The organism is Peribacillus folii, assembly GCF_030271255.1.
Taxonomy (GTDB): domain Bacteria; phylum Bacillota; class Bacilli; order Bacillales; family DSM-1321; genus Peribacillus.
In genome coordinates, this window is sequence record NZ_JASJOM010000004.1 from 228,307 (window position 1) to 254,448 (window position 26,142).

The window sequence follows — 26,142 nt, forward strand, 5'->3', positions numbered from 1 at the left end:
CCTCCCACATGTGGTGCACTCACCATATTATAGTAAGCTTTTGTTTCCATTTCAACAAAAGAGATGGATGCATGTTCTTGAATATAGGGTAGGGCCATATTTGAAGTTACTGTTGCAATATCTGAATAAGGTTGCCGCACGTGTCGTCAAAGACCGCTATCGTTGTTTCTCCCATTTTTGTCGGCTCCATCGTGAACTTCACGCCACTTTCCGATAAACGCTTGTACTCTGCAACAATATCCGTCACACCAAACATTGTTGCTGGAATACCCTCGGCAAATATTTGCTTTTGATATTCCTTAGCGGCAGGATGCTCATTCGGTTCAAGTAAAATCTCGGTGCCGTCATGATCCTCCGGCGAAACAAGCGTAATCCATCTGAATTTCCCCATCGGAACGTCATGTTTTTTTACAAATCCCAGCTTTTCCGTATAAAACTCCAGTGCATTGTCTTGATCTTGTACAAATATACTGGTCACAATGATTTTCATTATGTTTTTCCTCCCTCTACTCTGACTACCTCGGTGCACTACAAAAATTTCTATGATACACATAACAAAACCTGAATTACTCCATCCATCTTTTCAGCAAGTTTCTAAGTGGTTCGCTGTTAAATATGATTACTCGGTATTTACCCTGCTTTCTTGAACTTATGAGCCCTGCGTCCTCCAATACAGAAAGATGCTTGGCAATGCCCTGCCGCGTAATGGAAAGGGTGTGATTCGTAATGAGCCGTACCGTAAGTTCATACAACGTCTGCTCATTTCGTTCGGAAAGCTCGTCTAAGATGAGGCGCCGGGTTGGGTCGCTAAGTGCTTTGAATATAGCATCGTCATTCCAATTCATATATCGAGTATAAGCAACTATGTGGTTGCCTGTCAAACATCCGGGCGTGATATTGAATAATTCTTTTGTTATTCAAGTCCCTCTTTGTACAAAAAATAAAGCAGCTGTACGTTCCAAACATATTTCAGGCTTGTTTGGGAAAAATAACGGAAATTTAAAATTAGGAGGTAGTCATGGTCAAGAAAACGATATTTGCTTTATGTACCTGTTTTCTATTGTACATCATCGCACTAGACCCAGAGGCAAAGGCTTTAACGTTCAATGAATTGCCAACCAAACAAACTTCAAAACAATGGTCGGTTCAAGTAGGCAAAGCTGAAAAAGGGAACGGATTAGTTAGGCCAGAAAAGGGAAGATTCCATACTTACTCTTTAGAGGTTGATAATATTGGCAAGGATATATTATCTGCGGAAATTTATATGTTCAGGAATGAACCTAACTCTACCACGAAATTTGCACTTTTCGGTTGTCCTGATGAAAAGGATTGCAATAAAGAGAGCTTTGAAAGGGCGATTACTTTAGCAAAGCAATTGAATGAGGGATATCCTTATAAATTCAGTAATTTCCTCTTGGCTGAAAAAGCATCGGAATTGGAAGTGGTGATCGTTTGGACCCAAAAGGGCAGTGAAGGCAGACCTTTAAAAGAAACTTTTACATTTACTGAATAACAGGACTTGATCAGTTAATGTCAAAATTAAACCATCAATCTTTTAGGAATCATTTTAACATGGACAGCACAAATAAAAGGGCAGCCGAACGAATGGCCGGGCTGCCTTCATGTCTTCATAAATGATTATGATATCGTTTCATTATTCTGGGAAATCGGCATGGACCGTTGTTTCTTTCCATTCTTCGATACTTTTGAGCATATTGGACAACTTGTGAGTAGCTGCTTGATAAGCATCCTTGCCAAGAAGTAGGCGCAGCGGAGGCTTTGGAGCTTCAACAACACTAACAACTGCCTTTGCAGCTTTAGCTGGATCACCAGGCTCTTGCCCTCCGTTCATCTGAATCCCTTGTAACATTTGTCCAACAATCGAGTCCTTCATTTCGGGAATTTGAGTATCTGTCTTCAGCGAGGAACGTCCGCCCCAGTCGGTCCGGAAGCCACTTGGTTCTATTAAAGTAACATGAATATTAAATGGAATTAATTCATTGGACAAGCTCTCTGAAATTCCTTCTACCGCATATTTCGTTGCATGATAATAACCGAGTGTCGGGAAAGAGACCAAGCCTCCTATGGACGAGAAGTTAATGATGTGTCCAGACTTTTGGTTTCTCATATAAGGTAAAACAGCATTGGTCACATGCATAAGACCCCAAAAATTGATTTCGAACATTCTCCGTGTCTCTTCCTCAACGCTCTCTTCCACTGAACTGAAATATCCTATTCCGGCATTATTAATCAAAACATCAATGCGTCCAAATGTCCCGATAGCCTGATTGACGGCACGACCAATTTGATCTACATCGGTTACATCCAATGGTAAAGCCAATACGTTTCCTTCGTTGCCTGATGCGATATCAAGCACCTGTTCGACTTTCCGCCCTGTCACGACTACCTTATAGCCGGCATCGATTGCCTGTTTGGCAATTTGCCTGCCAAAACCTGTAGAGCATCCTGTAATAAACCACACTTTCTGTTGTTGTTGAGACAAGTTAATCACTCCTTTAAGATTGGATAAGACCACTATACAACTTAAAGGAAACTTTAAGTCAAACCTTTAAATGAATGTATTTGCAGAAGATTTTTTCTTATGCATCAAAACATCATAGATAGCTATTTTACGAATGACCTTCTCCAAGTGGTGTTGAGTCAATGCAAGTGACTTTTCCACTTTATGTTTATGTTCGGAAAGAAACACCCTTCTCGCATCGACGGTATCATCGCCTTGTAAAACAAGGTTCGTATACGCTTTTATATCTTCAATCGTCATCCCTGTATCTTTTAATGCCTTAACGAATTCAATCCATTCAAGCAAGTTATCATCAAACTCTCTTCTGCCGCTAGTGTTCCTATTCACTTTAGGCAGGATCCCCTCTTGTTCATAATAACGAAGGGTAGAGGCGGGCACTCCGGTAATTTTCACTACTTCATTGATTGTATACATGATTTAAAACCTCCTTACTAGTTAAAGTAAACTTTAATATAATTATACCCTATTTTGAGTCAAGCGCTCCTGACATCCATCGTATTACCATATGTTTACCTTTTACTTAATTATTTTGTATTGACGCACCATTCAATTAGGGACCGTTTAGATAGATGGAAAAAGCCTAAAGGAGAAAATCCTCTGTTGCAGCTATAAGTTTGGGTTGGCCATTTTACTTACAAATCGGCACTTCATGATCATGTAGAGGATATATGGGCCTTTACAATATTTCGATATATCCATCTGTCCCATGCACGCGGATTCGTTGTCCGTCTTTTATCAGTTTGGTGGCATTCTCGACTCCGACCACTGCTGGTAAGCCATATTCACGTGCGATAACTGCTCCATGGGTCATCAGTCCGCCAACCTCGGTGACCAGTCCTTTTATGGATACAAACAATGTGGTCCAGCCAGGGTCGGTAAAAGCCGTGATTAAAATGTCTCCAGCTTCTAAATCGGCATCTTCCATGCTCAAGATAACACGAGCTCGCCCCTCTACCACTCCTGAAGAAACTGGAAGCCCTACGATAGCATTGGCTGGGAGATTTTCTCGTTTATACTCCCCTGTAATGATTTCGCCATCAGACGTGATAACACGTGGCGGGGTTAATTTTTCATATAACTTATACTCATCCCTTCGTTCGCTGATGATCTGATAATCCAGTTTATTTGTACGGATAACTTCGTGAAGTTCTTCAAAAGTGAGATAGTACAAATCTTCCTTTTCGAGAAATATGCCCGCATGCACAAGTTGTTCTGCTTCTTTCAGTAAAGCCTGCTTATAGACGAAATAGCGATTAACCATGCCGTATTTAGGATATTCCCTATACCCGCTGAAATTCCGGACCAGGTCGATCATTCGTTTTGTTTCTTCCGCTTTTTGTTCACCTTCCGGCAAGCGCTTCAATCGGTCCAATAGCTCTTGTTCTTTTTTCCAGGCTTCCTTTCGCCCTTGCTCAACCTTCCGATTACTAGCACCGGGCTCAAAGTTTTTAATATTGCTAAGAATCATTGGAACAAGTATAGTTGGTTTTTCGCTCCAACGAGCTTTGGTAATATCAATTTCCCCATTGCACCGCATTCCGAATTTACTGAGAAAAGCTTGGATAGCATTTTTGGTTTCCTGACCGCCATTCAATTTAACAAGTTCATCCAAAAAGTTTTCATCTTTAACATCCTCTAAATAATCGATCACCTCTGGATAAGGACGAATGACATCTGCGACATCCAATAGTGCCAATCCCATTTCCGATGTGATATTGTTTGGTACAGATTGAGAAAGCGTATCTGCCGCGTTCTTTTCACCTAACCACTTGTCCATGTTTTCATTGATCCACGCTGAAGCATTCATAGCCGCCATAAATACAGCTGAACTTTTGGGGTCAAATAAAATCTTCTTTAATTCCTGAATATCTTGCTGTATGAAGTCTAATAAAGCTATTCCTGTTTTCGCTCGGATGTATAATTTTAACTCTTTAATCGATTTTTGATTCCGCCCAATCAAATCAGTAACGACTGTTGGATCGTTTTCGGTTTCTGCCAGCTTATCTGTATCACCTCTAGTGGGAAGCGGTGCATTATCATCATTAGGTAAAGTTTTTATATAATCTCCACGGCCAATGACGTTCATTAGTGCGTCTTTCATGAGTGGATCATGCTGCCCCATAGCACTCAATAACATATTCCTGCTGACTGGTGAAGCCAGTCGAGGTGTTACATCAACAAACAGCCTTCCACCTGCTTGACGCATCGGCGCAGGAGTCGTTAACAGAAAAAAAGACAAGCCCAATGGTTTCATCGGGTCAGTCATCATTTGTTGATGTCCGACAGATACGTATACGTGATTGTCTGAATCAGTCGCTTCAGGGATCGGATATAATGTCGTGATTGACCGACTCTGAACAATATAAAATGTTTCATCAACCAAACACCATTCAATATCTTGCGGACAGTCAAAATACGTTTCGATCTGTCTGCCGATGCCTGCCAGTTGTAATATTTGTTGATCATTTAGTGTCTGGTTCTTTTGCTGATCAGGGACAATTTCACGTACCTCTGTTCCGCCTCCTTTCAATCCATGGATTGCCATTCTTTTGGCTGCTATCAGCTTATCGACTATTTTTTCTTCCTTTACTTTATAACAATCGGCGGAGACCAAACCCGAAACGAGTGCTTCCCCAAGTCCAAAACTGGCATTAATCGATAGCAGCTTTCGGTTAGACGTGATCGGGTCAGCGGTAAACAAAATCCCTGAAGCCTGTGGGAACACCATCCTTTGGATGATAACGGATATGTAAACCTGTGTATGGCAAAACCCGCTTTGCTTGCGATAGATAATGGCACGATCCGTAAATAGGGAAGCCCAGCATTTGCTGATATGCTTCAGAATTTGTTCTTTGCCGATGATATTTAAATAGGTATCTTGTTGACCGGCAAAAGAGGCATATGGCAAATCCTCAGCAGTCCCACTAGAACGCACTGCATAAGCATGTTCATCGCCATACTTGGAGAGATAATGAGCAACTGCTTTCACAACATCGGAAGGAATGGCTATTTCCGAAATGGTTTGCCGGATCTTCCTGCTGATTTCACCAATTTGCCCTCGATTTTCTGCATTCAGCGGTGCTAATTGATCCAATAGTGCTTGAAGCCTCTCGTTTTGTTCGATGGCCTTTTGATATCCCTTTGTTGTAACACAAAAACCGTCGGGCACTTGAATTCCGTTAATTTTGGATAATTCCCCTAATGTAAACCCCTTTCCGCCAACGAGCAAAAGCTGTGGTTTTTCCATTTCCTGAAAACCGATTACCAAAGAATCCATTCTGCACCTCTCCTCACCAATCTCATCAAAGTTCTACTGTATTTTAGCAGTAGCAAATGAGAATAAATAGTCTATTTCTGCCATTTTCCATATGATATAATTATATTAGGAAGGGTAGAATTCATTTCACTGTAAACATTGGCACCCCCAAAAAGTTTGTGCCTCAGCTGCCTTCCTAAAGGCACGCACAGTAAACAGTCCACCTCCCAACCCAACCTTTACCTTAATGGTGCTCTTAATCATAAATTCATTATCCCCGTCTGCCTTGAAATGAACTTTTGACAGTGATACGGCCACAGAAAGGAAAATGGTGCTTTGCCGTTCCTTCACTTGAAATGTTAATACCTCTTCCAAGTTTTGTCCCGAACACATTCCAAACGCACTCTCAAATTCACCTTTAACCATGATATCGCATTACTTCTTTAATACATTCAAGACTGACATGTAAATATCGTTCCAAGGTGACAATTTAATTGATCGAAATCACCTTGATAAGTAAAACAAAAGACCGAAAGACAGACCCACATGTGCTCGAGGTCTTTCTTTCGGGAAGTGAATCCATTGACTGGATGCTATTCACTTATCTTTATTTTTCTCTTTCTTCCGTTTGCCACCATAGTGAATCTTTCGGATTTTCAACAGCTTCCTGAAAATCGGATTTAGATGCGACTGTTGGGTAAGATCCTTTCAGGGATTTGCCTGAAGTGCTTTTGAACAGGAATAAAATCACTAAAAATCCGATGATACTGACGGCGGTTAAATAAAAGCCAGGTGCCAGATTATTCCCTGTTTGATGAACGAGCCAGGTGCAAACCAATGGGGTAGTCCCGCCAAAAATTGAAACAGAGACATTAAAGGTCACTGATAATGTCCGATACCGAATGTCCGTATAAAACATGGTCGGCAGCGAGCCAGGGATTGTGCCTTCATAGGTTGAAAGCAGCACACCCAGAATCAGGATACCTAACGAAATAAAGATCAAAGCATTCAAATTTATTAAATAAAAAGCAAGTGCAGATAAGAGTGTCAAGCCGCCTAAGCCGATCAATAAAACCGTCTTGTTTCCTATATTGTCACTGAGCTTTCCGAACATTAAAGTTAGCGGCACCATGATTACCATAATAACCGTTATGAGTACAGTTCCTACGGTACTGGATAATCCTATGATCGTATCTAAATAAGAAGGCATGTATGATAATAGCATATAGCTTGTAATATTAAAGAAGGCAACTGCTACAAAGCATACAAGAATATCTCTTTTGTGATTTTTCAGAATGGATAGGAAGCCTTCCTCTTGGACTTCATCACCAGAAAGCTCATTTTCGAAAATCGGTGATTCTTCCAGACTTTTTCTTAAGTACAACCCAACAAGCCCTAGAGGCAAGCCTAGCAGAAACGGAATTCTCCATCCCCATGAGGCCATCTGTTGATCAGATAGAACGATAAAGAGTGCACTGGCAAGCAGTGAAGCCAATATATATCCAGTGAGTGTACCAATTTCCAACCCACTACCAAGCATAATACGTTTGTTGTCTGGAGATGATTCAGCAATATAAACCATTGCACCAGCGTATTCCCCGCCAGTTGAAAAGCCTTGAATAATTCTAGCTATCAATAAAAGAATAGGTGCCCATATGCCAATTTGATCATATGTAGGTAAAAGCCCGATCAATAAAGTTGAAAAAGCCATCAAAATGATCGTGGTCGTCAAAACGACTTTCCTTCCTAATTTATCACCGATTTTACCAAAAATAATGCCGCCTATCGGGCGCATTAAAAAGGCAATTGCAAAGGTTGCAAAGGTGAACACTAACTTTAACTCATCATTTTTGACAGCACTAAAAAAATTTTCACTAATGATAACAGCCAAATAGGAATATAAACCAAAATCAAACCATTCCATGGCGTTTCCCACACCTGTAGCAAACACACTTTTCTTCGCCGTTTGAATATTGACAACATTGATTTTTTTCTTGTTAAACTTCATTTATTCATGTCACCTCCACGGGATGCGATTAGGCAAGAACGAAATGGGGACAAACTAGAGCACATAGCAGATATCGGGCAGTCTCCCCAACTTCACCAAAAAATCAGGGAAGCTTTTGGATATTAAATATTTTGCTGCTAAAACAAATAATGTATTCATTTTTTTGCTTACGGCCCTGCCTTAGGGTGGTAGGTCCCCCTGCTCGATGTTGGTGATTCAACCGAGGAAATCATCGGTGGGGACGCAGATGCAATTGTATTTTGAGAATCTATCTGTTTAGTTACCGTCCCCATTTTTAAGCGCATGTTACTTTGTCTCAACTTTTATTTCCGCAATATTTCAGACAGTTTTCAAACTTTAAAGAAGAGCTGGCAGTTCAAAAATACAGGTATGAAGGGAATATATTAAGTATATCGGAGGCAAGCAATGAAGAGAGTAGGTTGCAATGGAACCCGTAAAAAGCACATGAATTATGTAGAAGTGATGTAACCAAACCGTATTCTTTACAGGTTCGGGAGGTTTTTCTGGACTAATCTTTAGCATGAATTTCATTATCCACTGGTACTTGCACTTTTCCTTCTTCCTCATTGCCATTGTCTCTCTTTGATGAATATATAATGAACGCAATGATAATAGCCAGTGTGATAATAAAGTATACGGATATGGCCCATAAGGCTGTACCGAGTCCGGCTTGCAACCTGCCATTATAATAAAGCAGCGCCCTCATGCCATCTACCATATATTTCGTAGGCAGGATATAACTGAATATTCGATGGACAAGTGGCAGGGTTGATAAAGGAATCGGTCCGCCGCTTGAAAAAATGCCCATGATATTTATTGGGAACATCACTAGCATCCCCCATCCACCAAAGATTAAGGAAAGCGATTTGAACAAGGAAATCATGGTTAGGCAGCAAAAAAAGGAAAACGGGTAAATCAACCAAATGCTGGACGTATGTGAACTCCCAAAGAAGCCAAAAACACCTATTTGAGAGACAGAGGAAACACCAAAGGCCAAAATGATGCTACAAATCATTTCTGCTTTAAGGATTGTTGTATAACTCAAAGATGTACCTTTATTTTCAAGATCGTCTTTTGCTTTCAACTTAGATATCCACGGATCATATTGGCTCCCATCATTCCCGTTATGGAAGCGATGATGACCATAACGAATGGCGTCATTCCTTTATTCAGATGATCCGGAAGTCCAAGTACATTTTCCGTCGTAATTTGTATAGGATCATCCATCAGGGATGCATTGTCTGGGGACAATAACTGCCCATCTTGCTTCAGCCTTAATTTAATATCATCGCTGACCACCTTGGTAGTGGTAGCCGCAGCCAGTTGCAGGACACTGTTTGCCATCATGGATGAAGATTGGCCAACCCCCTCATTTAATAAAATTTTTAATGCAGCTGGTTTTTCCTTTTCTTTACCTGTTTGAAGTGAATTTTGCACCTCGGAAATTTGTTTTGAAAAATTTGCAGGAATGATCAGGGCACCATGCGCCTGATTGTTTTTTAATTGCTCCCATGCCTTTTTCTCACTATCGGCGGTATTCCATCTAAGGGCGTTTCCATTTTGCTTTTCTTTAAGTTTTGATAATAAAGAGTCTCCAACAGTACCCTGGTCTTCGTTCACAATAATCAAGGGAACATTTGGAGCAATTTTATTTACACCGCTAAAGACAGGCAAGTAAACACTTATCATAATTAACATGAGTAATGTAATTAGCCATACTGGAAACCAAGCCGATCTTAGCTTGAATAATTGTTTCACAATTCTCTTCACCTCACACAGGAATAGCTGCCCCTATTTAGCTATGTCCGATAATGAATGCATTTATGATAAGGGGCAAATCGTTTTTTGCTATTTATAACAATCCAGTTAATGATTTTCCCCAATATAAAACGGCATCCAGAATCTACTATTGCAACAAAAAAAGGCAACCAAATTGGCCGCCTTTTTCTATGTTTGGTTTAACTTGCGAAAGTCAGTCCACTATCGTTTTTGCAGGTGAATCCGTTCTTAGTCTAAAATCAGCTTGGTTTGGATCTTGATACTCTGGATTTAAATAACTAGATTTCCTGTCACTTTTTGAGGCTTTTTTGAAATTCAAAAAAGAGGTATATTCTTCTTCCTTCCAGACCCATATCGCATTTTTTCCTTTTTCTTTATGAAAGACATTCTTCATTAGTTCATTTTCTTTATTTGTGGAAAAATAGTTAGCAATGAATATCCGGGATGGTCCGGCCGTCAAAATGTTTTTTTCTATCACGTTGTTCCTTATATTATGCTGCAATAAAAGCTGGCCGCCATCGATCCCCTTTGTATCATTGCGATACATGATGTTTTGGGAAATAAGGGAATTTTTAGTCCCGCCCCGCTTTTCATCATACCCACCAATTGATATTCCCGTGAAAAAGTTACCATAAATAATATTGTTTGTCAGGTTAATATTTTCAGCATATTTTTTAGGATGCTCTGATGTTGCTTCTATACCGATGTCGCTTTGATATACGGTATTTTTTTCAATGGTTATATTTTTTCCGCCATCCACATAAATTCCTGCGGCGGAATACTCTTCGCCATAAGCTGGATTGCCAAAAGAGGATATTTCATAAACCCGGTTATTTTTCACAACCCCATTACGTACAAAGTCAGCATTTTTATCATTGGAAGTCCCTTCATAGCCAATCAAATCAATACCGATATTGTCATTCCTGCGGACCAAATTGTTTTCCACCATAAAGCCGTCAATATTTCCATTAAGAACAATAGATTCACTGGAACCAAGCTTTAATTCCTCCACCGTATTGTTCAAGATATTCATATCCTTCATTTTACCTGTTCCGTATATGGCGATCCCATGACCATTTCCATCACCCGCTAGTGTTTTTATCCTGTGCACATGGTTATGATCCAATGTAATATGACTGCTGGATCCTGTTACATAAATCCCCATGACTGTTTCATCCGATAAATCGGTCGTTAAATCCTGTATCATCAACCCACTTATGGTAAGATAATTTTTGTTGTTAATCGTGATTAAGGATGTATCGCCTTCACCATCCTTCATGTTTTTCCCGCTAAGGATTGCTTTCTCCTTTTTGTAAGCTTTAAAAATGATTGGCTTTCGCTTCGTTCCGCTATATCTTACGACCAGCTTTTCATTGTAAGTGCCTTCTCGTATGTAGACAGTCGTACCTGCTTCCGCTTCAGAAGCGGCCTTTTTTAATGTGCGAAATGGCTTTGATTTTGTGCCAGCACTTTGATCATCTCCATTGACAGCAACATAGATGGCCTTATCCTTCTTGGCAATCGTATGATTTAAGACCAATCCCATCAGAATAACAGCTGCAGCCAAGACAATTAACATCATTTTTTTCATTTGATCATTCCTCATCCATCAATTCATACTTACATAATATTGACTCGAAATTAGCGAATTGGCAATCTTTTTATCATTTAGGAAAGATTCCTTCAAGCGAACGACCAGCAACGTAATCCATTGGACATATACTTGTACGTTTCATTAACGTCTTGTTGCACCTAAACGGAAACAAAAAAACGCGCCAAATTATATGGGGCGTTTCCTTTTCATGTTTATCTTCCGGTTAAATCTTAAGCAGTTTTTTAATTTTGTTTAGTCCAGACCTTAAAGCCTTAACTTCTTTTGATTGGTCAATCCCCATACTAATGGATTTTTGAACAATAAAAATATAATGACCACGCAACAGAGCTATAAAAAATGGAAAGTATGATATCCACAATTTTGCTCTCCCAATGAAATACATGATTTTGCTGTATCTGGTAACTAGAATGAATGGTAAAGATTTATTCTCGTTTCCTGCACCCCGTTCATTAATTAACGAGATCGTCCTCTCGAATCGTAAATCAAGCCTCGTGTGAAAGGCCCTTCCCTCCCCTTGTCTTTAAGGTGCTGATTCTCTCCATTCCAGTAATGATTGGCTTTGCACGCTTTATTAAGATTTGTGTTGCTTCAAGCGCCAAAGAAGCTTGATGGGCAGTTTCATTACTCCACACCTCATAAACATAAACAGTATTTGGTTCGGTTTCAGAAATATTCACAAGATATATCTCGCACTCATATACATTCTCCATGGATTCTGCTGCTTCCAACAAGATATCTACCATTGTGTCGCGTTTGCCCTCTTGTACACTGAACTTGCCAAACAAACTGAATTTAATCATAGTGTCCTCCATATATATGTCATCTGTTCATTATTTCTACAGCCACACATGATTATCCTACTATTTCCATAATCTACGTCAATATACGTTTCATCCGCTAGCCTGCTTCTCTATCGGTATCAGAGAAACGTGCACCCTTTCGATTCAATACGACTTCCCTTCATAAGTATATGTAACTGTTTTATTTCTCCTCAATTTTCATTTTAAGCAAAAAGACAATTTTATCATCACATATCATCTTCTTCACTTCATTATCATCCTGCAAATTGTATGTCCTCATCGAGTTTCCATTGGATTCTCTGTAAGCACCCAATAAATAGGTTTCGCCTAATTTTATTTCCTTTTTATCTTCCCCTACAGCATAATCCCATCCAGAAATAACATGATCAGAATGGATTTTGTCTATATTTTGTGGTGTTGAGGTGACATTGGGTGCGTAAAGAAAACCTAAACGAGTATCACCAGTGTTAATCATTCCAAAGCCTACATTTCCTTCCTCCACTTTGTTGGGGCTGTTTCCATAGGATAGTTCAGCTATCGGTTGAGGCTCCTTCTTCCCATCTTTGTAACGTTCCATCCACACATTTACCCACATCTTATCTGCTTCATTTAATTTGAAATCAAAATCATACAGTTCCCCTATATTTAATTTTTTAAAAGTATTCGTATGCTCGGAATCGGAATTAACTGAAATTGTAGCTATGCTGTCTTTGTTACCATTATTAGTGCAGCCAGTAAAGATCAGCAAGGTTGAAATCAATATAAAGCATAAAATGGAATGGTTAGTTTTCAAAAGATCCCTCCCGTCATTTTGTATCGATTTTTCTTCATCCTCATACATTCTACCAAATTCACCCATGGTTTTGTTGAACACTCCTGCCCCTTTGGCCCCCCATCCTCCCCTCTATAAAGATAAATAAAAAAAGCTTGGAATTATCCAAGCTTTCAATCTGTAGACCAACTCGATCGAATTTGAGATGGTCCATTTTTTTTCTATGGCGTGTACAAGGTGAACGCCGATTATAAAGCATTACTCTCTTGTTGCAGATGTAAATACTATCCGTTCGTCATTTATGATAATCGATTTATTAAAGGACGTTCCCTATTTGGAAGGCGGGAGGATCACCGCCATACCTCGGGCTCTCCATACAAATACAACATCATGGTCGGAGGCATTTTTTAAAAAATCGAAGCCAATACCGCCCGAAAAAAAATCTGGAATATGTTAAAATTTTACTGATGTGAGTTTATGAACGGTGTCTGGAATTAAAAAATGCAGGGGCTATGTGATTCTTGAAGCCCCTGCATTTTAGTTTCAGTTCATTCCCATAAACGTTGATCACGTTTCGTGCGAGCTATCATGATCACTTTTCTTTTTTACCAAAAGCAGAAGGATTGCAACGATGAACGCTACGACGCTATATACCCAAGTGAACATGAAAGCAAGGCCCAATCCGATATTGGCATCCGCGTAATTGCTATACAAATCGTCTATGACAAAATAGAGAAGCGGTCCGCCTCCGATGATGAGTAAGATTACCAGGAGGATATTCCTTTTGGACTTTCCGATTGATACATACATGATGATGAAGGATAACAAAAGGAAGGCTTCTGTTGCAATCGTCAATGGTATCAGGTTGCTCAAATCGTTTTCACTCCCAATCATGGTTGTTGAAACTCGAGGCTTGCCGTTCATTTTTTCTTTGATAATTGCAGGGCATTCTTGATGCTCTTCAATGATTTTGAGCTTCCGTACATCAAGACACCTCCACGATAAATTTTTGCACCCAGGATGCCTAGCAGAACGATGGTGGTGATCATCACGGCTATGCTGAGCGCGATTTCCCAAACTGGTACATTGAGCATGCCTACACGCAGGAACATGATCATCGGGGTGAAAAATGGAATGAATGATGTAATGGTAATGTAACTGGCTGACGGATTGCCGAGCCCGAACATTGCAATCAAAAAGGCAATGACAACCAACATGGTCATCGGTGAGATCATTTGCTGGACATCTTCTATTTTGCTGACGACCGATCCAAGACATGCGGCGAGAGTTGCGTATAGAAGGTAGCCAAGCAAGGCAAAGATGATGGCATAAATGATTGTCGAGATATTCATGTTGCCAAAACCAAAGAAGGAAAAGAATCCTTCATCCATGTTTGTCAGGTTTTGTTTAATTGATAAATAACCGACACCAAAAAACAGAACCATTTGCGTAAGGCTAAGCAAAGCGACTCCCATGATTTTGGCAAACATCTGCGTCACTGGCGGGACACTTGAAATCAGGATTTCCATGACCCTTGATGTTTTTTCCGTGGCCACCTCCATCGCTATCATCGTTGCATACATCAGTACACCGAAATAAATGACGAACAGAAGCACATAAACAAGACCGCGAGCTTGATTTAGGTCTTCTTCGGTTTTTGCATTTTTCTGCAGCGCGATCGTCTCAAAGTCTGGCGGGGTATTCAATTGGGCGATTTGCTGATCTGTCAATTTCAATTCATTCGCCGTGATTTGGCTTTTCAATTGGGTAAGTGCAAGAAGCAAATCATTGCTGATGGCTGAATCTGAAATTTGCTTCGCTTTATATGTACCCTTGAAGCCGAGACGATCATCCTTTTCGATTAGAAGATAGCCTGCGATTTGATCTGAGCTTACCAGCTTCCGCGCTTCTGCTTCGCTCTTGGCGGAAACGATCGAAAGGTCTTCGTTCACGCCTTTCGCGGCATTTTTATAAGGCTCGAAAAAGCCGCCTTCCGTCTGATCGATGATGGCCACCTTTTGTTTGTCATCACCATCGAAAGCATCAATAAGCTTCGACATATTCGACAGGACAAGAATTAAGGCCATCATGATAATGGTGGAAATGATGAATGATTTCGTTTTTAATTTCGATAGATATGTATGGGAAAGAACAATCCAAAATTTATTCATAGACTGCACCTACTTTTTCAATGAAAATATCCGTCAGCGATGGTTCCTCCAATTCGAACTTTCGAACGAACCCTTTTGGAACAAGATCACGAATCATGTTCTCAGCTACATCTTCCCCGGTAACCTGTAGAATTTTCCCTTCCATGGTATTTTTGACTTTTGTTACACCAGCATATGTATCCAAGAAAGATAGATCGAAATCGGCCTTGATTGATACATTCTTTTTACCAAAAGAACGTTTGATATCCTTTAATTTTCCGGCAACGACCGGTGTCCCTTTATGCATGATGCAAAGATGCTCACACATCTCTTCCACATGCTCCATCCGATGGCTTGAGAAAACGATCGTCGTTCCATTATCCCTCAGGTCAATGACTGCCTTCTTCAATATTTCCACATTCACCGGATCCAATCCGCTAAAAGGTTCATCAAGGATAAGCAGCTCGGGCTTATGGATCATGGATGCAATCAGCTGGATTTTTTGCTGATTTCCCTTCGAAAGCTCTTCGACCCGCTTATCGATGTATTCGGGAACCATGAAGCGATCTAGCCAATACTCCAATTCTTTCAATGCATCCCGTTTGTTCATCCCTCTTAATCTAGCCAAATACACGATTTGATCGCGCACTTTCAGTTTTGGATATAAGCCGCGCTCCTCAGGCAGATAACCGATCAAAGAGCTTGTAGTGTAGTCAATTTTCCTGCCATCCCAGGTCACTTCCCCTTCAGTGGGGTCAAGCAAGCCTAGTATCATCCGGAATGTGGTCGTTTTCCCAGCTCCGTTCCCGCCCAGAAAACCAAACATTTCCTTCTCGGGAATCGTTAAATCTAGCTGGTTTACAGCCGTGAACTCCCCGAATTTTTTCGTAACTTCATTGATTTGCAGACTCAATGGACAACCTCCTTTTTATTTGACTCTCTTACCATGTTAACGGAAATGTTTTCCAAGTTCAACTCTTGCCAAAAGATAGATCATTTCTGTTTCCCCCCTTCGATTATATGCGAAGTCATGCAAACAATGTCTCGTTAGATTCCCGGAACATAGAGCCCGCAATAACAATTTTTTAAAACCATGTAGAACCACTTGGTTCGCTGATCATCAAGCTTAACATGTTTGATTTCATGAAAGTTGTAATGCACTGTTGCCTCATAGATAATTTCATTCCCTGTTGTCCTAGCTGAGCAAAATGATGACAAAGGGAAAAACTGAAGCTAAACTTCTGGTCACTTTTAAATCCAAGTTAATGCTTAGGAAAAATGTATTTGTTTTGCCTATGCTCTCTTTAAATCCCCTTCCTTGTTTCCGATATATACATGGACAACTTATCACTTCGAGAAGGAGTAACAAAGATGAATAAACTTAGTACGAAAATAGGTTTCGTTCTTTTGGCAGGCATGGTCATTACATTAATCGGAAGTTTACTTTTAATGTATAAGAGTACAAATGATACGGTCGAGAAAACGATAGCCATGAGCAGCCTGGACACAGCAAGCACCATCGCTCAAGGCATAAATCAAACAGCTTATGCGGAGTTTCTAAACGATCAATCCGAAACGCCAACATATTGGGAAGTACGTGAACAGTTAAATGATTATAAACAAAAGACCGGAGCGTTATATGTATATACATTAGGGATTGACGACAAAAGCGAAAAAGTCCATATTCTCATCGATGGAATGAGTAAGGACGATGATAAAGCAGCTCCCATCTTAACGACTACAACAGCAACTACTTATTCCGATGTAAAAGGCGTAATGAAGGGAAAGGCTTCGACCACTTCCATTGTCCATGATCCCGAATATGGCGACTATTTATCCGTTTTCGTTCCAATTAAAAACGGTAATGAGGTCATTGGTATATTAGGAGTGGATATTGATGCAAGCAAAGTCGATTCTACAGCGAGCAAGGTTCTAGGCGGCATTCTTCCGCTAACGATCATTATCAATGTCATCCTGATCGCAATCGTAGTGGGTGCTTTAATATGGTATTTGACGAGAAAGTTAAAGCCCCTTCATGAAGTCAGCATGGCCGCAAAGCAAATCGCCAACGGGGATTTGATCGCAGCCAATGAACTGATTAGCGATACGAAGGTTAAAGGGAACGACGAAATCAACGTTTTAGTGAAAGCATTCGCAGAAATGACCAACAAAACGATAGCGATGGTCAACTCGATGAAAAGCTCTTCCCTGCAGCTTTTGGAAGCATCAAGTGATATTGAACACAAAATTAAAGATATGGACACGTCCACGCAATATATCGTGAAAGGAATTCAACAAGTTGCCGGAGCTACAGAAGTGCAATTGCACAGAAGTGAAGAATCATCAAGGGTCATAGAGGAAATGACCATAGGAATCCAAAAAATTGCCGAAGCATCGTCGGAAGTAAGCGAACAAACAAATCAGGTTTCCGTTCAAATGTCCAATGGAAATAATGATCTAAATCAACTCTCCCAGCAAATCCTACAAGTTAAAGATGTGATGCTGCAGGCAAGTTCAGAAATAAAGAAACTGGACGAACAAGCAAACGAGATCGTGAATATCGTCCATATGATTACGGGGATAGCCGAGCAAACAAACTTGCTGGCACTGAATGCAGCCATTGAAAGTGCTCGAGCTGGTGAACAGGGTAAAGGGTTTGCCGTTGTTTCGAATGAGGTACGAAAATTAGCAGTGGGCACCAAGGAATCTGCGATCAGTATCCAAGAATCGCTGCTGAATTTCAAAGCGATCATCAATAAATCAGTGGCCATGATGGAAACGGGTACGAAAGAGGTTGAAGAAGGAACCAAGGTTGTCCTGAACACAAGGGAAACGTTTAATGAAACGATAAAATCATATGAGCATGTCAGTGATCAAATTCAGGAAATTTCCGCCATCACAGAGCAAATGGCTGCAGGTTCTCAGGAAATCAATGCTTCAATTGAAGATTTTGCTGCTTTGACAAGGGAAACGGCTGAGGCATCACAGCAAGTGGCACATTCCACCGATCAGCAAGCACAGTCCATGGAGGATATCTCCTCCTCAACCACTTCCATGGTAAAGCTCGCTAATGGCCTGGAAAAATCAGTTGAACAGTTTAACGCGTAAAATATCGAAACAACAAGTACCTACAGGGATTTTGCTTTTGATGCAGAATCCCTTTTTTATTACTTCTTCCAGTCATACATAAGAGGATACAGTCATAGGCAAAAATAGTAACAGCACATATACTTGATTTATTTTTTTCGCTATAGTATATTAATTGATGCATCAATCATTGACCTATCAATTAAGAAAAGAGGATGTTTATTGACGAATTCTTCATGTTCCAATGAATCGCTTATTTTATATAAGATGAACTGCCTTAATAAACAGATAAGCTCGAAGTTCGAAAGTTGCATGGGTATCAGCCAATCAAGACATGATATTTTATTTCAGCTTTACCAAGTGGATGAAATGAGTCAAACAGCTCTTCAAAAAGAGGTCAAAATTGACGGTGCTGCGGTTACCCGGCATTTAAAGCAGCTTGAAGCGGCTGGGATGATCATTAGACGTAAAGATCCGGAGGACAATCGCTTCACGCTCGTTTCCCTTTCAGTTCCCGGCCGTGAACAAATCATTGCCTACCAGGCTGAAAAGGCTCGTTTCGTTACGTTAATGCTAAAGGATTTCAATGAAGCAGAACGTAAAGAGCTAACCGATATGCTCATAAGGATTCAAAAAAACATAAGCGAAGTTTAAATCCTGCTCCCTTATGGATAATTCAATATAAATAAAAGGAGATACTCAACGATGACTACTGCACAAATTACGAATGACTTCAAGGAAATACTTACGGGCCGCCGCTCGATAAAAAAATATGATACAGCCGTCAAAATAAGCCGAGCTGAGATGGAGGAAATCCTAACATTTGCTACACTGGCCCCTTCTTCCGTTAATATGCAACCGTGGCGCTTCCTCGTAATCGACAGCCCTGAAGCGAAAGCGACACTGGCGCCGCTTGCTCGTTTTAATCAAACCCAGGTGGAAACATCTTCAGCTGTGATCGCTGTTTTCGGTGATCTGAACAATTTCGAAAACGCCGAGGAAATCTACGGTAAAGCGGTTGAAATGGGCCATATGCCAATGGAAGTAAAAGAAAATATTTTGGCCTCGTTTGCTGGATATTACGAAAGAACAACGACTGAAGAAATGAAAGATGTCGTATTGGTAGATGGAGGTCTTGTTTCCATGCAGCTAATGCTAGCTGCAAGAGCCTTTGGATACGATACGAATCCGATTGGCGGCTATGAAAAAGATAAAATTGCCGAAGCCTTTGGAATGGATAAAGACCGCTATGTACCAGTGATGCTTATCTCAATCGGAAAAGCTGCAGACGGCGGACATGCCTCCGTTCGCCTTCCAATCGATAAAGTCGCTCAATGGAAGTAATGAAAATAATTTTTCACATGATGCTTAACAAAAGAGAGGATGACCTTACATGATTATCATTCATGCCGTATTCAATATTAACCCAGCTAAACAAGATGCATTTCTAGCAGACATTCAACCGCTTATCGAAGCGTCAAGAGCGGAAATTGGAAATGTTTCTTATAACCTTCACAAAGACACGGAAAACGACAATCAATTTACGATGGTTGAGGTTTGGGAAGATAAGCAAGCTGTTGCTAGCCATAATTCAAGTGAGCACTTCACTTCATTTGTCGGGAAAGCTAAAGAATTCCTCACTGCTCCTTTGGATGTTAAAGCTTTTGATGGCCAACCTTTGACATAATTAAAAGAATGAACTGCCTGTCCTAACTGCAATCGTTAATGCAAAGGCTGATGAATTAGCACACGCTGAAACATCAGTCTTTTTTTATGGATTGCGAACTTCCCGCCCTTCCTTAAGCAGTATCGTGATTATATTAATTCTTGTTGGTGATTTTTAAGACAGAGTATATTCCTTTTTCCTGTAAGTGGATTCCGTTATAATGCATGTAATGAACCTAAAACAATAAAGGGGGATATATATTTGGATACTATTCTGTATTATTTATATTCACTCGTCTACATGATCCTTTTTCTCATGGGCATTTTGATCATTAGACGGCATGGAAAACTTTTTTCCCTTACAAGCTCCCTCCTTTTCGTTACGCTCGCACTCTTTTGGGATAATATTGTAATTGCATCCGGGAAATCCATTGGCGACGGACCTTTACTTGAGAGGTTGAATATATCTCGTTTCTGGATACACGGCTTCATCACACCTACATTGATACTGTTCGGTTGGGGAGTGGCCAAAAAAATCGATATTCCTTTTACAAAAAAAATCGGCGTATTCTTTTTTTTCCTATTCCTTACGTCAGGACTGGTCGTATATGAATGTATGGAAAATATACATAAGAATTTTGTACCTGTCCAAGAGTACGGCGTTTTAAGATACGTGAGTGAGGGATCATCAGGCCCACCTCTCATGGTGCTTATTGTAACCCTTGTATTATTGGTGATAAGCATCAACGTTTTCCTGAGGACACGTTGGATTTGGATGCTTTCAGGGGTTGTGATCATGATTGGCGGCAGTGCCATCCCGATCCCGATTAAGAGTTCGGCAATCACGAACGCATTTGAAATGATCTTTATATGCTTATTGTGGCTTACACACTATAAATTGTCTCCACATACGCAAAAGCCATTGTGGCGAGGCTAACAAAGAACATACCGAAAAAGAAGCCTATATTTTTAATAAAGGCTTTTTTTCGATGTATTTCTTGCTATTTTTAGGCTGATATTACTTACTTTACAAGAATCGATATTGCACTGTAAACCAACAACAGGGCCATAACGATATTGAACTGACTGCTGTATTTCGTGAGGAACTTTTGAAACAGCGAACCAAACACACTCCAGCTCATCGTACTCAAAAATCCGATAAAAGCTAGAAATAAGGAGAAAAAGAGTAAACTGGCATTTGATGAATGATAGGGAATGATAAAGGTTGAGACGGCCGTTATGCCATACAAGATACCTTTTGGATTAATGAATTGCAGCAGCATGCCTGACAGGAAACGGTTATTTTTATCTCCTTCGTCATCCTCGTTTTTGCTTTTGCTTTTGATTATTTTCATGGCGAGATACAGCATATAGATGGCAGCAAGCATCGTCATGAAAAATTCGATTTTGGGGATGAAATTTTTCAGCAGTAAATTAAAATAACTCGACAATAACATGATCACGAAGAAACCTGCTCCTACACCTAAACAGAATTTCAACGTTCGTTTAAATCCGTATTTGTTAGCGAATAACATCGCCATGATGTTGTTGGGACCTGGGGTAAAACTGGTGACAAAAACATAAAGCAAAAATGTTAATAATGGCATCGGTGCGCCTCCCTTTCAGATGTATGTTATACTGTTTAAAGCGAACGATATAACGACTTACTTTTTATTGTACAATACAGTCGTTATATTGTATATAAAGGAGTGCATTTATGGAGGAAATAAATCTTATACTCGCAAAAAACTTAAAAGCCTTAAGAGAAAGTAAAAAGCTAAGTCTTGAAAAGGTTGCCGAGCTGACTGGTGTAAGTAAAACAATGATCGGCCAAATTGAAAGAGGAGAATCGAGTCCCACCATAACGACGATCTGGAAAATTGCCAATGGTTTAAAAATTTCCTTTTCTTCGCTAATTGATCATCCCAGACCAGAAACAACGGTTGTTTTAAAAAGTGACATTCAAACATTGTCTGAAGACAACGGTAAATATCTAGTTTATCCCCTCTTTCCCTTCGAAGCTGATAAACGTTTCGAAGTATATTCGATCGAGATTGAAGCTGGTGGATTTCATCGTGCCGATTCACATCAGGAAGGAACGGAAGAATTTCTGACTATTTTTGAAGGGGAGCTGACTGTCCGCTTAAATGATGATCAATACATTTTGAAAAATGGCGATTCCATCAGGTTCAAGGCCGACAAGCCCCATTCCTACCTTAATACGGGGAAAACACTAACTCGATTAAGCATGATTTTATATTATCCAAATTAAAAACCCCCGTTTTAAGAGAACGGGGGTTTTCCATTACCTAAGGACATGTACGATGAAGGGTATTTGTTCCAGGCCAGTTGGTTTGTATTCGATCTTTTGACACCAGCCTTCCCAAATCATCTCAAGGCATGATTGCCATCCTTGTTTTCACGGCCGCTGCCAAAATCAAGAGGGCTTAACTGACTTGTAGGGCTTTTACATTCTTTTTTTACCTGCCATCGCCGAAATCCTTTGTAAACAAAAGCATGTGCCTCGATGGTTCCTGCAAACATCCTTTTGCACATTGGCAAACTGATCGTTTCACCACATGTGAAATGACCTCCCACATTAGGTAAGGCACGACAAACAAACGTAAAAGGTTGAAATAAACAATTAATTTTGCTAGAATAGCATAATTCCTTGATCCAACTGTAAGGATTATTGAATAAAAGGTGTTACAGAACAATAAGGTCGGGTGAATGATGAATTACGTCCTTAGCTGGTGGAATAAGTTAGAGCTATAGCCGTATAAGGATATGTTAATAACAGTTAGCAGAAAAGATGCAATTATTTGAAGTTCAAACTTATGATATTCTAAATCTAATTCTTATAATATTATAAGAATTCAATTTCATAATCCATTTTTTACTTATGCAGAAAATTTTTAAAACGCCACTTCTTGATTAAGCAGGTAAGACAAGGTAATGTATTTCCTCTCCCTTTAGAATAAGCTATTAACAGAGTTTAAGCATTTGACCACATATAATCCTCCTCTTCTCCCCTATCTCTCTACGACTTCTCCTGTGGAAAAGTTCGCTATTGAGAGTATAGCGTTTGTTACTGCACTGTCCATCAAGTTTTGTGTTGCATACTTTCTGATTTAATCATACGGCTAATTTGGGCTGTAAATAAGGTGAATTTTTGCATCAATATCTCTGGACGGTATCATTTTTTGCCTATTGTAAAACTGGATATGCCTATCATAGAATTGAAACGCCAGGCTTTTATAAGGCAGTAAGATATAGTAGTCCAGCGTGCTTCATTTTCCGTTTTTTCTCCTACAATTGGAACTGGTTGTTCCACTATCTTTAACATCCTCCATTAAAATATTTTTAGCTCTATATTTACTACTCATTCCTAGATGAATTCATTTTGGCGTGCTTCCATAACATCCAGCTTGAGGTATTTAACCTCTATTTTATATCCTTCATTCATTCTATTTATACATCTTCGTCCCTGCCTGATATTTATGGTCGTAGGTACAGGCCAACGGAAGCCTATAAGTTTTCAATGTTGTTTATTGAAAAAACTTAAGCGTAATCACTATCATTACTAGTCAATAAACAGCGGATATCCGACACTGGCAAGGAACAAGGAATGGAAAGCGTAAATGCGCTGTCTATCCGGAAATAGTTAGGTGGATTGCTAAAGCTGAACCTTAACAAACATACTGTATGAAAATACCTGAAGATTTTGTAGTGCACATGAAAATTAGGTTTGGGGGCTTCTGTTGAAAAAATTTTTGAATACGAGGTTTTGCTAATGAATATAAAAAGAATAAATGAAGCTAGAATGGGTACTGGTCTTGGGGCAGCTTCAGCTGTTGCTTGGGGAATAGATACAGTGGTCATTGGTATCATAATTGCCAGTACACCTTTTACACAGGCAATTGTACTTGCACCGATTATAGCGGCTTTTATGCATGATTTTTTCTCTGCTTTATGGATTTCCTTATATATGATTATAAAGGGTGAGTTCATTAATGTGTTAAAGTTGTTTAAAACAAAAAGTGGTGCAATTTTAATTTTAGGTGCATTGTCCGGTGGACCTTTGGCAATGACCTTTTATTTTCTTGGGATTCAATACGCAGGAGTAACTTACGCGGCGAGTATATCCGCTATCTTTCCTGGTATAGGTGCTGTGCTCGCTTTCACTTTTTTAAAGGAAAAAATGAACGGAAGAACCTGGTTAGGCATTGTTTTAAGTATCATCGGAGTGATTATATTAGCCTATATGCCATCAAAATTTAACGGCGATGGTCACTTTTTCATTGGTATATTGTTTTCATTAGGAGCAGCCATATTTTGGGGTCTGGAAGGGGTGATCGGAGCTTGGGGAATGAAGGGAAAAGATGTCGTTCCCCTATATGCCATTAATATAAGGCAAATGACCTCTGCACTATGTTATGGGCTATTCATCGTTTCCTTCTTTCATGGGTATCCTTTAGTGTTTGAAGCTATGTCATCCAAGACTGTTTGGCTGATTGTCATAGCAGGTTTATTGGGAGCTGCTAATTATTCTTTATACTACATGTCCATCAACTTAATTGGTGCAGCTAGATCTCAATCGCTTAACAATACGTATGTTTTTTGGGCAATTGTAACCGAAATTATATTGATAGGTACCCCTGTTAGCTTACAATTTATACTAGGCGCGATTATCGTCCTATTAGGTTCCATTCTCGTTTCCGGTAACCTAAACAAGTCCATGAAGTGAATACTATAACAGGGTATATAGGTCGTTAATCTGTAAGTTCTGCTTAAAGGGGCAGAGATGCCTCCTCCTTAGAAATGTATGTAGACTAGCAGATGCCTTTCCTGGGAGTTTTTTATATTTATTTCGGATACTCTAGTCAGCTTCCCAAAGCTTCCACAATGGTAATCTCTGAATTAAGTCAAATAAAACACACGGGGTTCAACTCCCCCGTGTTAAATGGTTACTATTCCTACTTCTCCAACGTAAATTTCGACCCTTTTTGATAATATTCCCTCATCACTTCTTCCGGAACCATACTTCCACCAGTCCCCCAAACAATATGAGTACTTTTGCTCATCTTTCCCGTTAAATGATGCTTTTCTAAATAATCGAGTCCCTCATTATATAATTTAGCAGGGCCAATCATACCTGCCAGAGCAGACGGTTCCAAATAAATTCCTTCCGTATCCACTAATTCCTTTAACAGCATATACAAGTGTTCATCGCTTACTGTATAATTTCCAGTTAATAAAGGCTCTATCACTTTACCTACAAATCCAGATGGTCTTCCCACAGCAAGTCCATCCGCGTCCGTTACATTATCAATACCAACATCTTGTACAGAAATCTTATCATGAAGTCCGGTCATCAATCCAAGTAACATACATGGAGAGTGAGTAGGCTCAGCAAAGAAACAGTGGACATGGTCTTGATATAATCGTTTTAAACCAAAAGCTACGCCTCCGGGACCGCCACCTACCCCACATGGAAGGTAAACAAACAAAGGATGATCTTCATCTACGGTTATTTCTAGTGCTTCTAATTGTTTTTTCAATCGAGATGCTGCTACGGCATATCCTAAAAATAAGTCCTCAGAATTTTCATCATCGACAAAATAACAGGCAGGATCTTTATCTGCTTGTATTCTGCCTTCCTCTACTGCTTTACTATAATCGGCTTCATATTCTATAACTTGAACGTTTTTACTTCGAAGTAACTCTTTTTTCCATTGCTTTGCATCTGCTGACATATGAACAGTCACATTAAAACCTAACTTTGCACTTATGATGCCTATACTAAGCCCTAAATTACCAGTGGAGCCTACGGCAATTGAATAGTTTGAGAAGAATCTCCGAAAACTATCACTATCCAGGATTGAATAGTCATCTTGAAGCGTTAACAATTTGTGTTGAAGCGCTAATGTTTCTGCGTGTTTAAGAATTTCATATATTCCTCCTCTTGCTTTTATCGAACCTGATATGGGAAGGTGATTATCGCACTTTAACAATAATTCACCTAATATGGGCTGTTGATACTTCTGATTTAAGGATTTTTTCATCGAAGAAATGTCCACTAACGGTGATTCAATGATTCCATTCATTTTTTTTGTTTCCGGGAAAACCCTCGCAATATAGGAAGCGAAGCGTTTCAATCGTTCCTCTGCATCATCTACAGCCTCTTCCGTAAAAGGGAGTTTTTTAATCGCCGTTTGAGATTTTTCGAGTTTAGGATTGAGCCAAAATACTTCCTCCATCAAAATAAGCTTATTCAGTAAGGGATACTGGTCTTTCCAATTTTGTATATCATTGTATTCAAATTCATTCATTTCTTCGTTCCTCCTAATCGACTTGTAACAAATATTCAAATGAAATAAAATAGTGTTTAACATATGTTAAATACAATTTAACACAAAATAGACGAAAAGTTAAATTCAGTTTAAT

25 protein-coding genes are annotated in these 26,142 nt (G+C 39.7%); 8 read left to right on the forward strand and 17 right to left on the reverse strand.

Annotated elements, in window-relative coordinates; genetic code table 11:
* Positions 1–106: 106 nt before the first annotated feature.
* Both QNI08_RS08300 and QNI08_RS08305 read right to left on the reverse strand, forming a co-directional pair.
* Positions 107–490, reverse strand: coding sequence for a VOC family protein (locus QNI08_RS08300; protein WP_285766948.1), 384 nt, complete (start codon positions 488–490; stop codon positions 107–109).
* 76 nt (positions 491–566) lie between these two features.
* Positions 567–845 (reverse strand): ArsR/SmtB family transcription factor, encoded by a 279-nt coding sequence (locus QNI08_RS08305; protein ID WP_285767135.1) that lies wholly within the window; start codon positions 843–845, stop codon positions 567–569.
* 173 nt (positions 846–1,018) lie between these two features.
* Between QNI08_RS08305 and QNI08_RS08310 the strand changes: the two genes are divergently transcribed.
* Positions 1,019–1,513, forward strand: coding sequence for a hypothetical protein (locus QNI08_RS08310; protein ID WP_285766949.1), 495 nt, complete (start codon positions 1,019–1,021; stop codon positions 1,511–1,513).
* Between the two features lie 141 nt (positions 1,514–1,654).
* Here QNI08_RS08310 and QNI08_RS08315 read toward each other — a convergent pair whose 3' ends face one another.
* From QNI08_RS08315 to QNI08_RS08375, 13 genes are all read right to left on the reverse strand, one after another.
* The gene (locus QNI08_RS08315) at positions 1,655–2,503 is read right to left on the reverse strand and encodes an oxidoreductase (protein WP_285766950.1); all 849 of its coding nucleotides are present in this window, start codon (positions 2,501–2,503) and stop codon (positions 1,655–1,657) included.
* A 66-nt stretch (positions 2,504–2,569) separates the two neighbouring features.
* Positions 2,570–2,956, reverse strand: coding sequence for a MerR family transcriptional regulator (locus tag QNI08_RS08320; protein WP_285766951.1), 387 nt, complete (start codon positions 2,954–2,956; stop codon positions 2,570–2,572).
* Positions 2,957–3,218: 262 nt separating this feature from the next.
* Positions 3,219–5,819, reverse strand: a complete 2,601-nt coding sequence (ppsA, locus tag QNI08_RS08325) for a phosphoenolpyruvate synthase (protein WP_285766952.1) — start codon at positions 5,817–5,819, stop codon at positions 3,219–3,221.
* Between the two features lie 126 nt (positions 5,820–5,945).
* Positions 5,946–6,224, reverse strand: a complete 279-nt coding sequence (locus tag QNI08_RS08330; protein WP_285766953.1) for a hypothetical protein — start codon at positions 6,222–6,224, stop codon at positions 5,946–5,948.
* 181 nt (positions 6,225–6,405) lie between these two features.
* Complete coding sequence (locus QNI08_RS08335) at positions 6,406–7,806, reverse strand: MFS transporter (RefSeq protein ID WP_285766954.1); 1,401 nt, start codon at positions 7,804–7,806, stop codon at positions 6,406–6,408.
* A gap of 529 nt (positions 7,807–8,335) precedes the next feature.
* Positions 8,336–8,656: a YhgE/Pip domain-containing protein gene (locus QNI08_RS08340; RefSeq protein ID WP_285766955.1), complete on the reverse strand. Its 321-nt coding sequence runs from the start codon at positions 8,654–8,656 to the stop codon at positions 8,336–8,338.
* Positions 8,657–8,907: 251 nt separating this feature from the next.
* Positions 8,908–9,585, reverse strand: a complete 678-nt coding sequence (locus QNI08_RS08345; protein WP_285766956.1) for a YhgE/Pip domain-containing protein — start codon at positions 9,583–9,585, stop codon at positions 8,908–8,910.
* A gap of 214 nt (positions 9,586–9,799) precedes the next feature.
* Entirely contained in the window at positions 9,800–11,197 is a 1,398-nt protein-coding gene (locus QNI08_RS08350) for a DUF1565 domain-containing protein (RefSeq protein WP_285766957.1), read from the reverse strand.
* Between the two features lie 506 nt (positions 11,198–11,703).
* Positions 11,704–12,021, reverse strand: a complete 318-nt coding sequence (locus tag QNI08_RS08355) for a putative quinol monooxygenase (RefSeq protein WP_285766958.1) — start codon at positions 12,019–12,021, stop codon at positions 11,704–11,706.
* Positions 12,022–12,202: 181 nt separating this feature from the next.
* Positions 12,203–12,895 carry a hypothetical protein gene (locus QNI08_RS08360; protein WP_285766959.1) on the reverse strand — a complete coding sequence of 231 codons (693 nt, stop codon included), beginning with the start codon at positions 12,893–12,895 and terminating at the stop codon, positions 12,203–12,205.
* 465 nt (positions 12,896–13,360) lie between these two features.
* Positions 13,361–13,666, reverse strand: coding sequence for a hypothetical protein (locus QNI08_RS08365; RefSeq protein ID WP_285766960.1), 306 nt, complete (start codon positions 13,664–13,666; stop codon positions 13,361–13,363).
* Between the two features lie 47 nt (positions 13,667–13,713).
* On the reverse strand, positions 13,714–14,964 hold the full coding sequence (locus QNI08_RS08370; protein WP_285766961.1) for an ABC transporter permease: 1,251 nt from the start codon (positions 14,962–14,964) through the stop codon (positions 13,714–13,716).
* Positions 14,957–15,856: an ABC transporter ATP-binding protein gene (locus QNI08_RS08375; protein ID WP_285766962.1), complete on the reverse strand. Its 900-nt coding sequence runs from the start codon at positions 15,854–15,856 to the stop codon at positions 14,957–14,959. The genes QNI08_RS08370 and QNI08_RS08375 overlap by 8 nt, the downstream gene beginning before the upstream one ends.
* A gap of 458 nt (positions 15,857–16,314) precedes the next feature.
* Here QNI08_RS08375 and QNI08_RS08380 point away from each other — a divergent pair, with 458 nt between their 5' ends.
* From QNI08_RS08380 to QNI08_RS08400, 5 genes are all read left to right on the forward strand, one after another.
* Entirely contained in the window at positions 16,315–18,051 is a 1,737-nt protein-coding gene (locus tag QNI08_RS08380) for a methyl-accepting chemotaxis protein (protein WP_285766963.1), read from the forward strand.
* A 246-nt stretch (positions 18,052–18,297) separates the two neighbouring features.
* Positions 18,298–18,684 carry a MarR family winged helix-turn-helix transcriptional regulator gene (locus QNI08_RS08385; RefSeq protein WP_285767136.1) on the forward strand — a complete coding sequence of 129 codons (387 nt, stop codon included), beginning with the start codon at positions 18,298–18,300 and terminating at the stop codon, positions 18,682–18,684.
* 51 nt (positions 18,685–18,735) lie between these two features.
* The gene (locus tag QNI08_RS08390; protein WP_285766964.1) at positions 18,736–19,374 is read left to right on the forward strand and encodes a nitroreductase family protein; all 639 of its coding nucleotides are present in this window, start codon (positions 18,736–18,738) and stop codon (positions 19,372–19,374) included.
* A gap of 49 nt (positions 19,375–19,423) precedes the next feature.
* Positions 19,424–19,717, forward strand: a complete 294-nt coding sequence (locus tag QNI08_RS08395; protein ID WP_285766965.1) for a putative quinol monooxygenase — start codon at positions 19,424–19,426, stop codon at positions 19,715–19,717.
* 240 nt (positions 19,718–19,957) lie between these two features.
* Positions 19,958–20,632, forward strand: coding sequence for a hypothetical protein (locus QNI08_RS08400; RefSeq protein WP_285766966.1), 675 nt, complete (start codon positions 19,958–19,960; stop codon positions 20,630–20,632).
* Positions 20,633–20,717: 85 nt separating this feature from the next.
* Here QNI08_RS08400 and QNI08_RS08405 read toward each other — a convergent pair whose 3' ends face one another.
* Positions 20,718–21,302 (reverse strand): LysE family transporter, encoded by a 585-nt coding sequence (locus tag QNI08_RS08405; protein ID WP_285766967.1) that lies wholly within the window; start codon positions 21,300–21,302, stop codon positions 20,718–20,720.
* Positions 21,303–21,412: 110 nt separating this feature from the next.
* Here QNI08_RS08405 and QNI08_RS08410 point away from each other — a divergent pair, with 110 nt between their 5' ends.
* On the forward strand, positions 21,413–21,967 hold the full coding sequence (locus QNI08_RS08410; RefSeq protein WP_285766968.1) for a helix-turn-helix domain-containing protein: 555 nt from the start codon (positions 21,413–21,415) through the stop codon (positions 21,965–21,967).
* Positions 21,968–23,488: 1,521 nt separating this feature from the next.
* Positions 23,489–24,442, forward strand: coding sequence for a DMT family transporter (locus tag QNI08_RS08415; protein WP_285766969.1), 954 nt, complete (start codon positions 23,489–23,491; stop codon positions 24,440–24,442).
* 229 nt (positions 24,443–24,671) lie between these two features.
* Here the strand turns inward: QNI08_RS08415 and QNI08_RS08420 are convergent, their stop codons facing one another.
* A complete protein-coding gene (locus QNI08_RS08420; protein ID WP_285766970.1) occupies positions 24,672–26,027 on the reverse strand; it encodes a D-serine ammonia-lyase in 1,356 nt (451 codons plus the stop codon).
* Positions 26,028–26,142 lie beyond the last annotated feature (115 nt).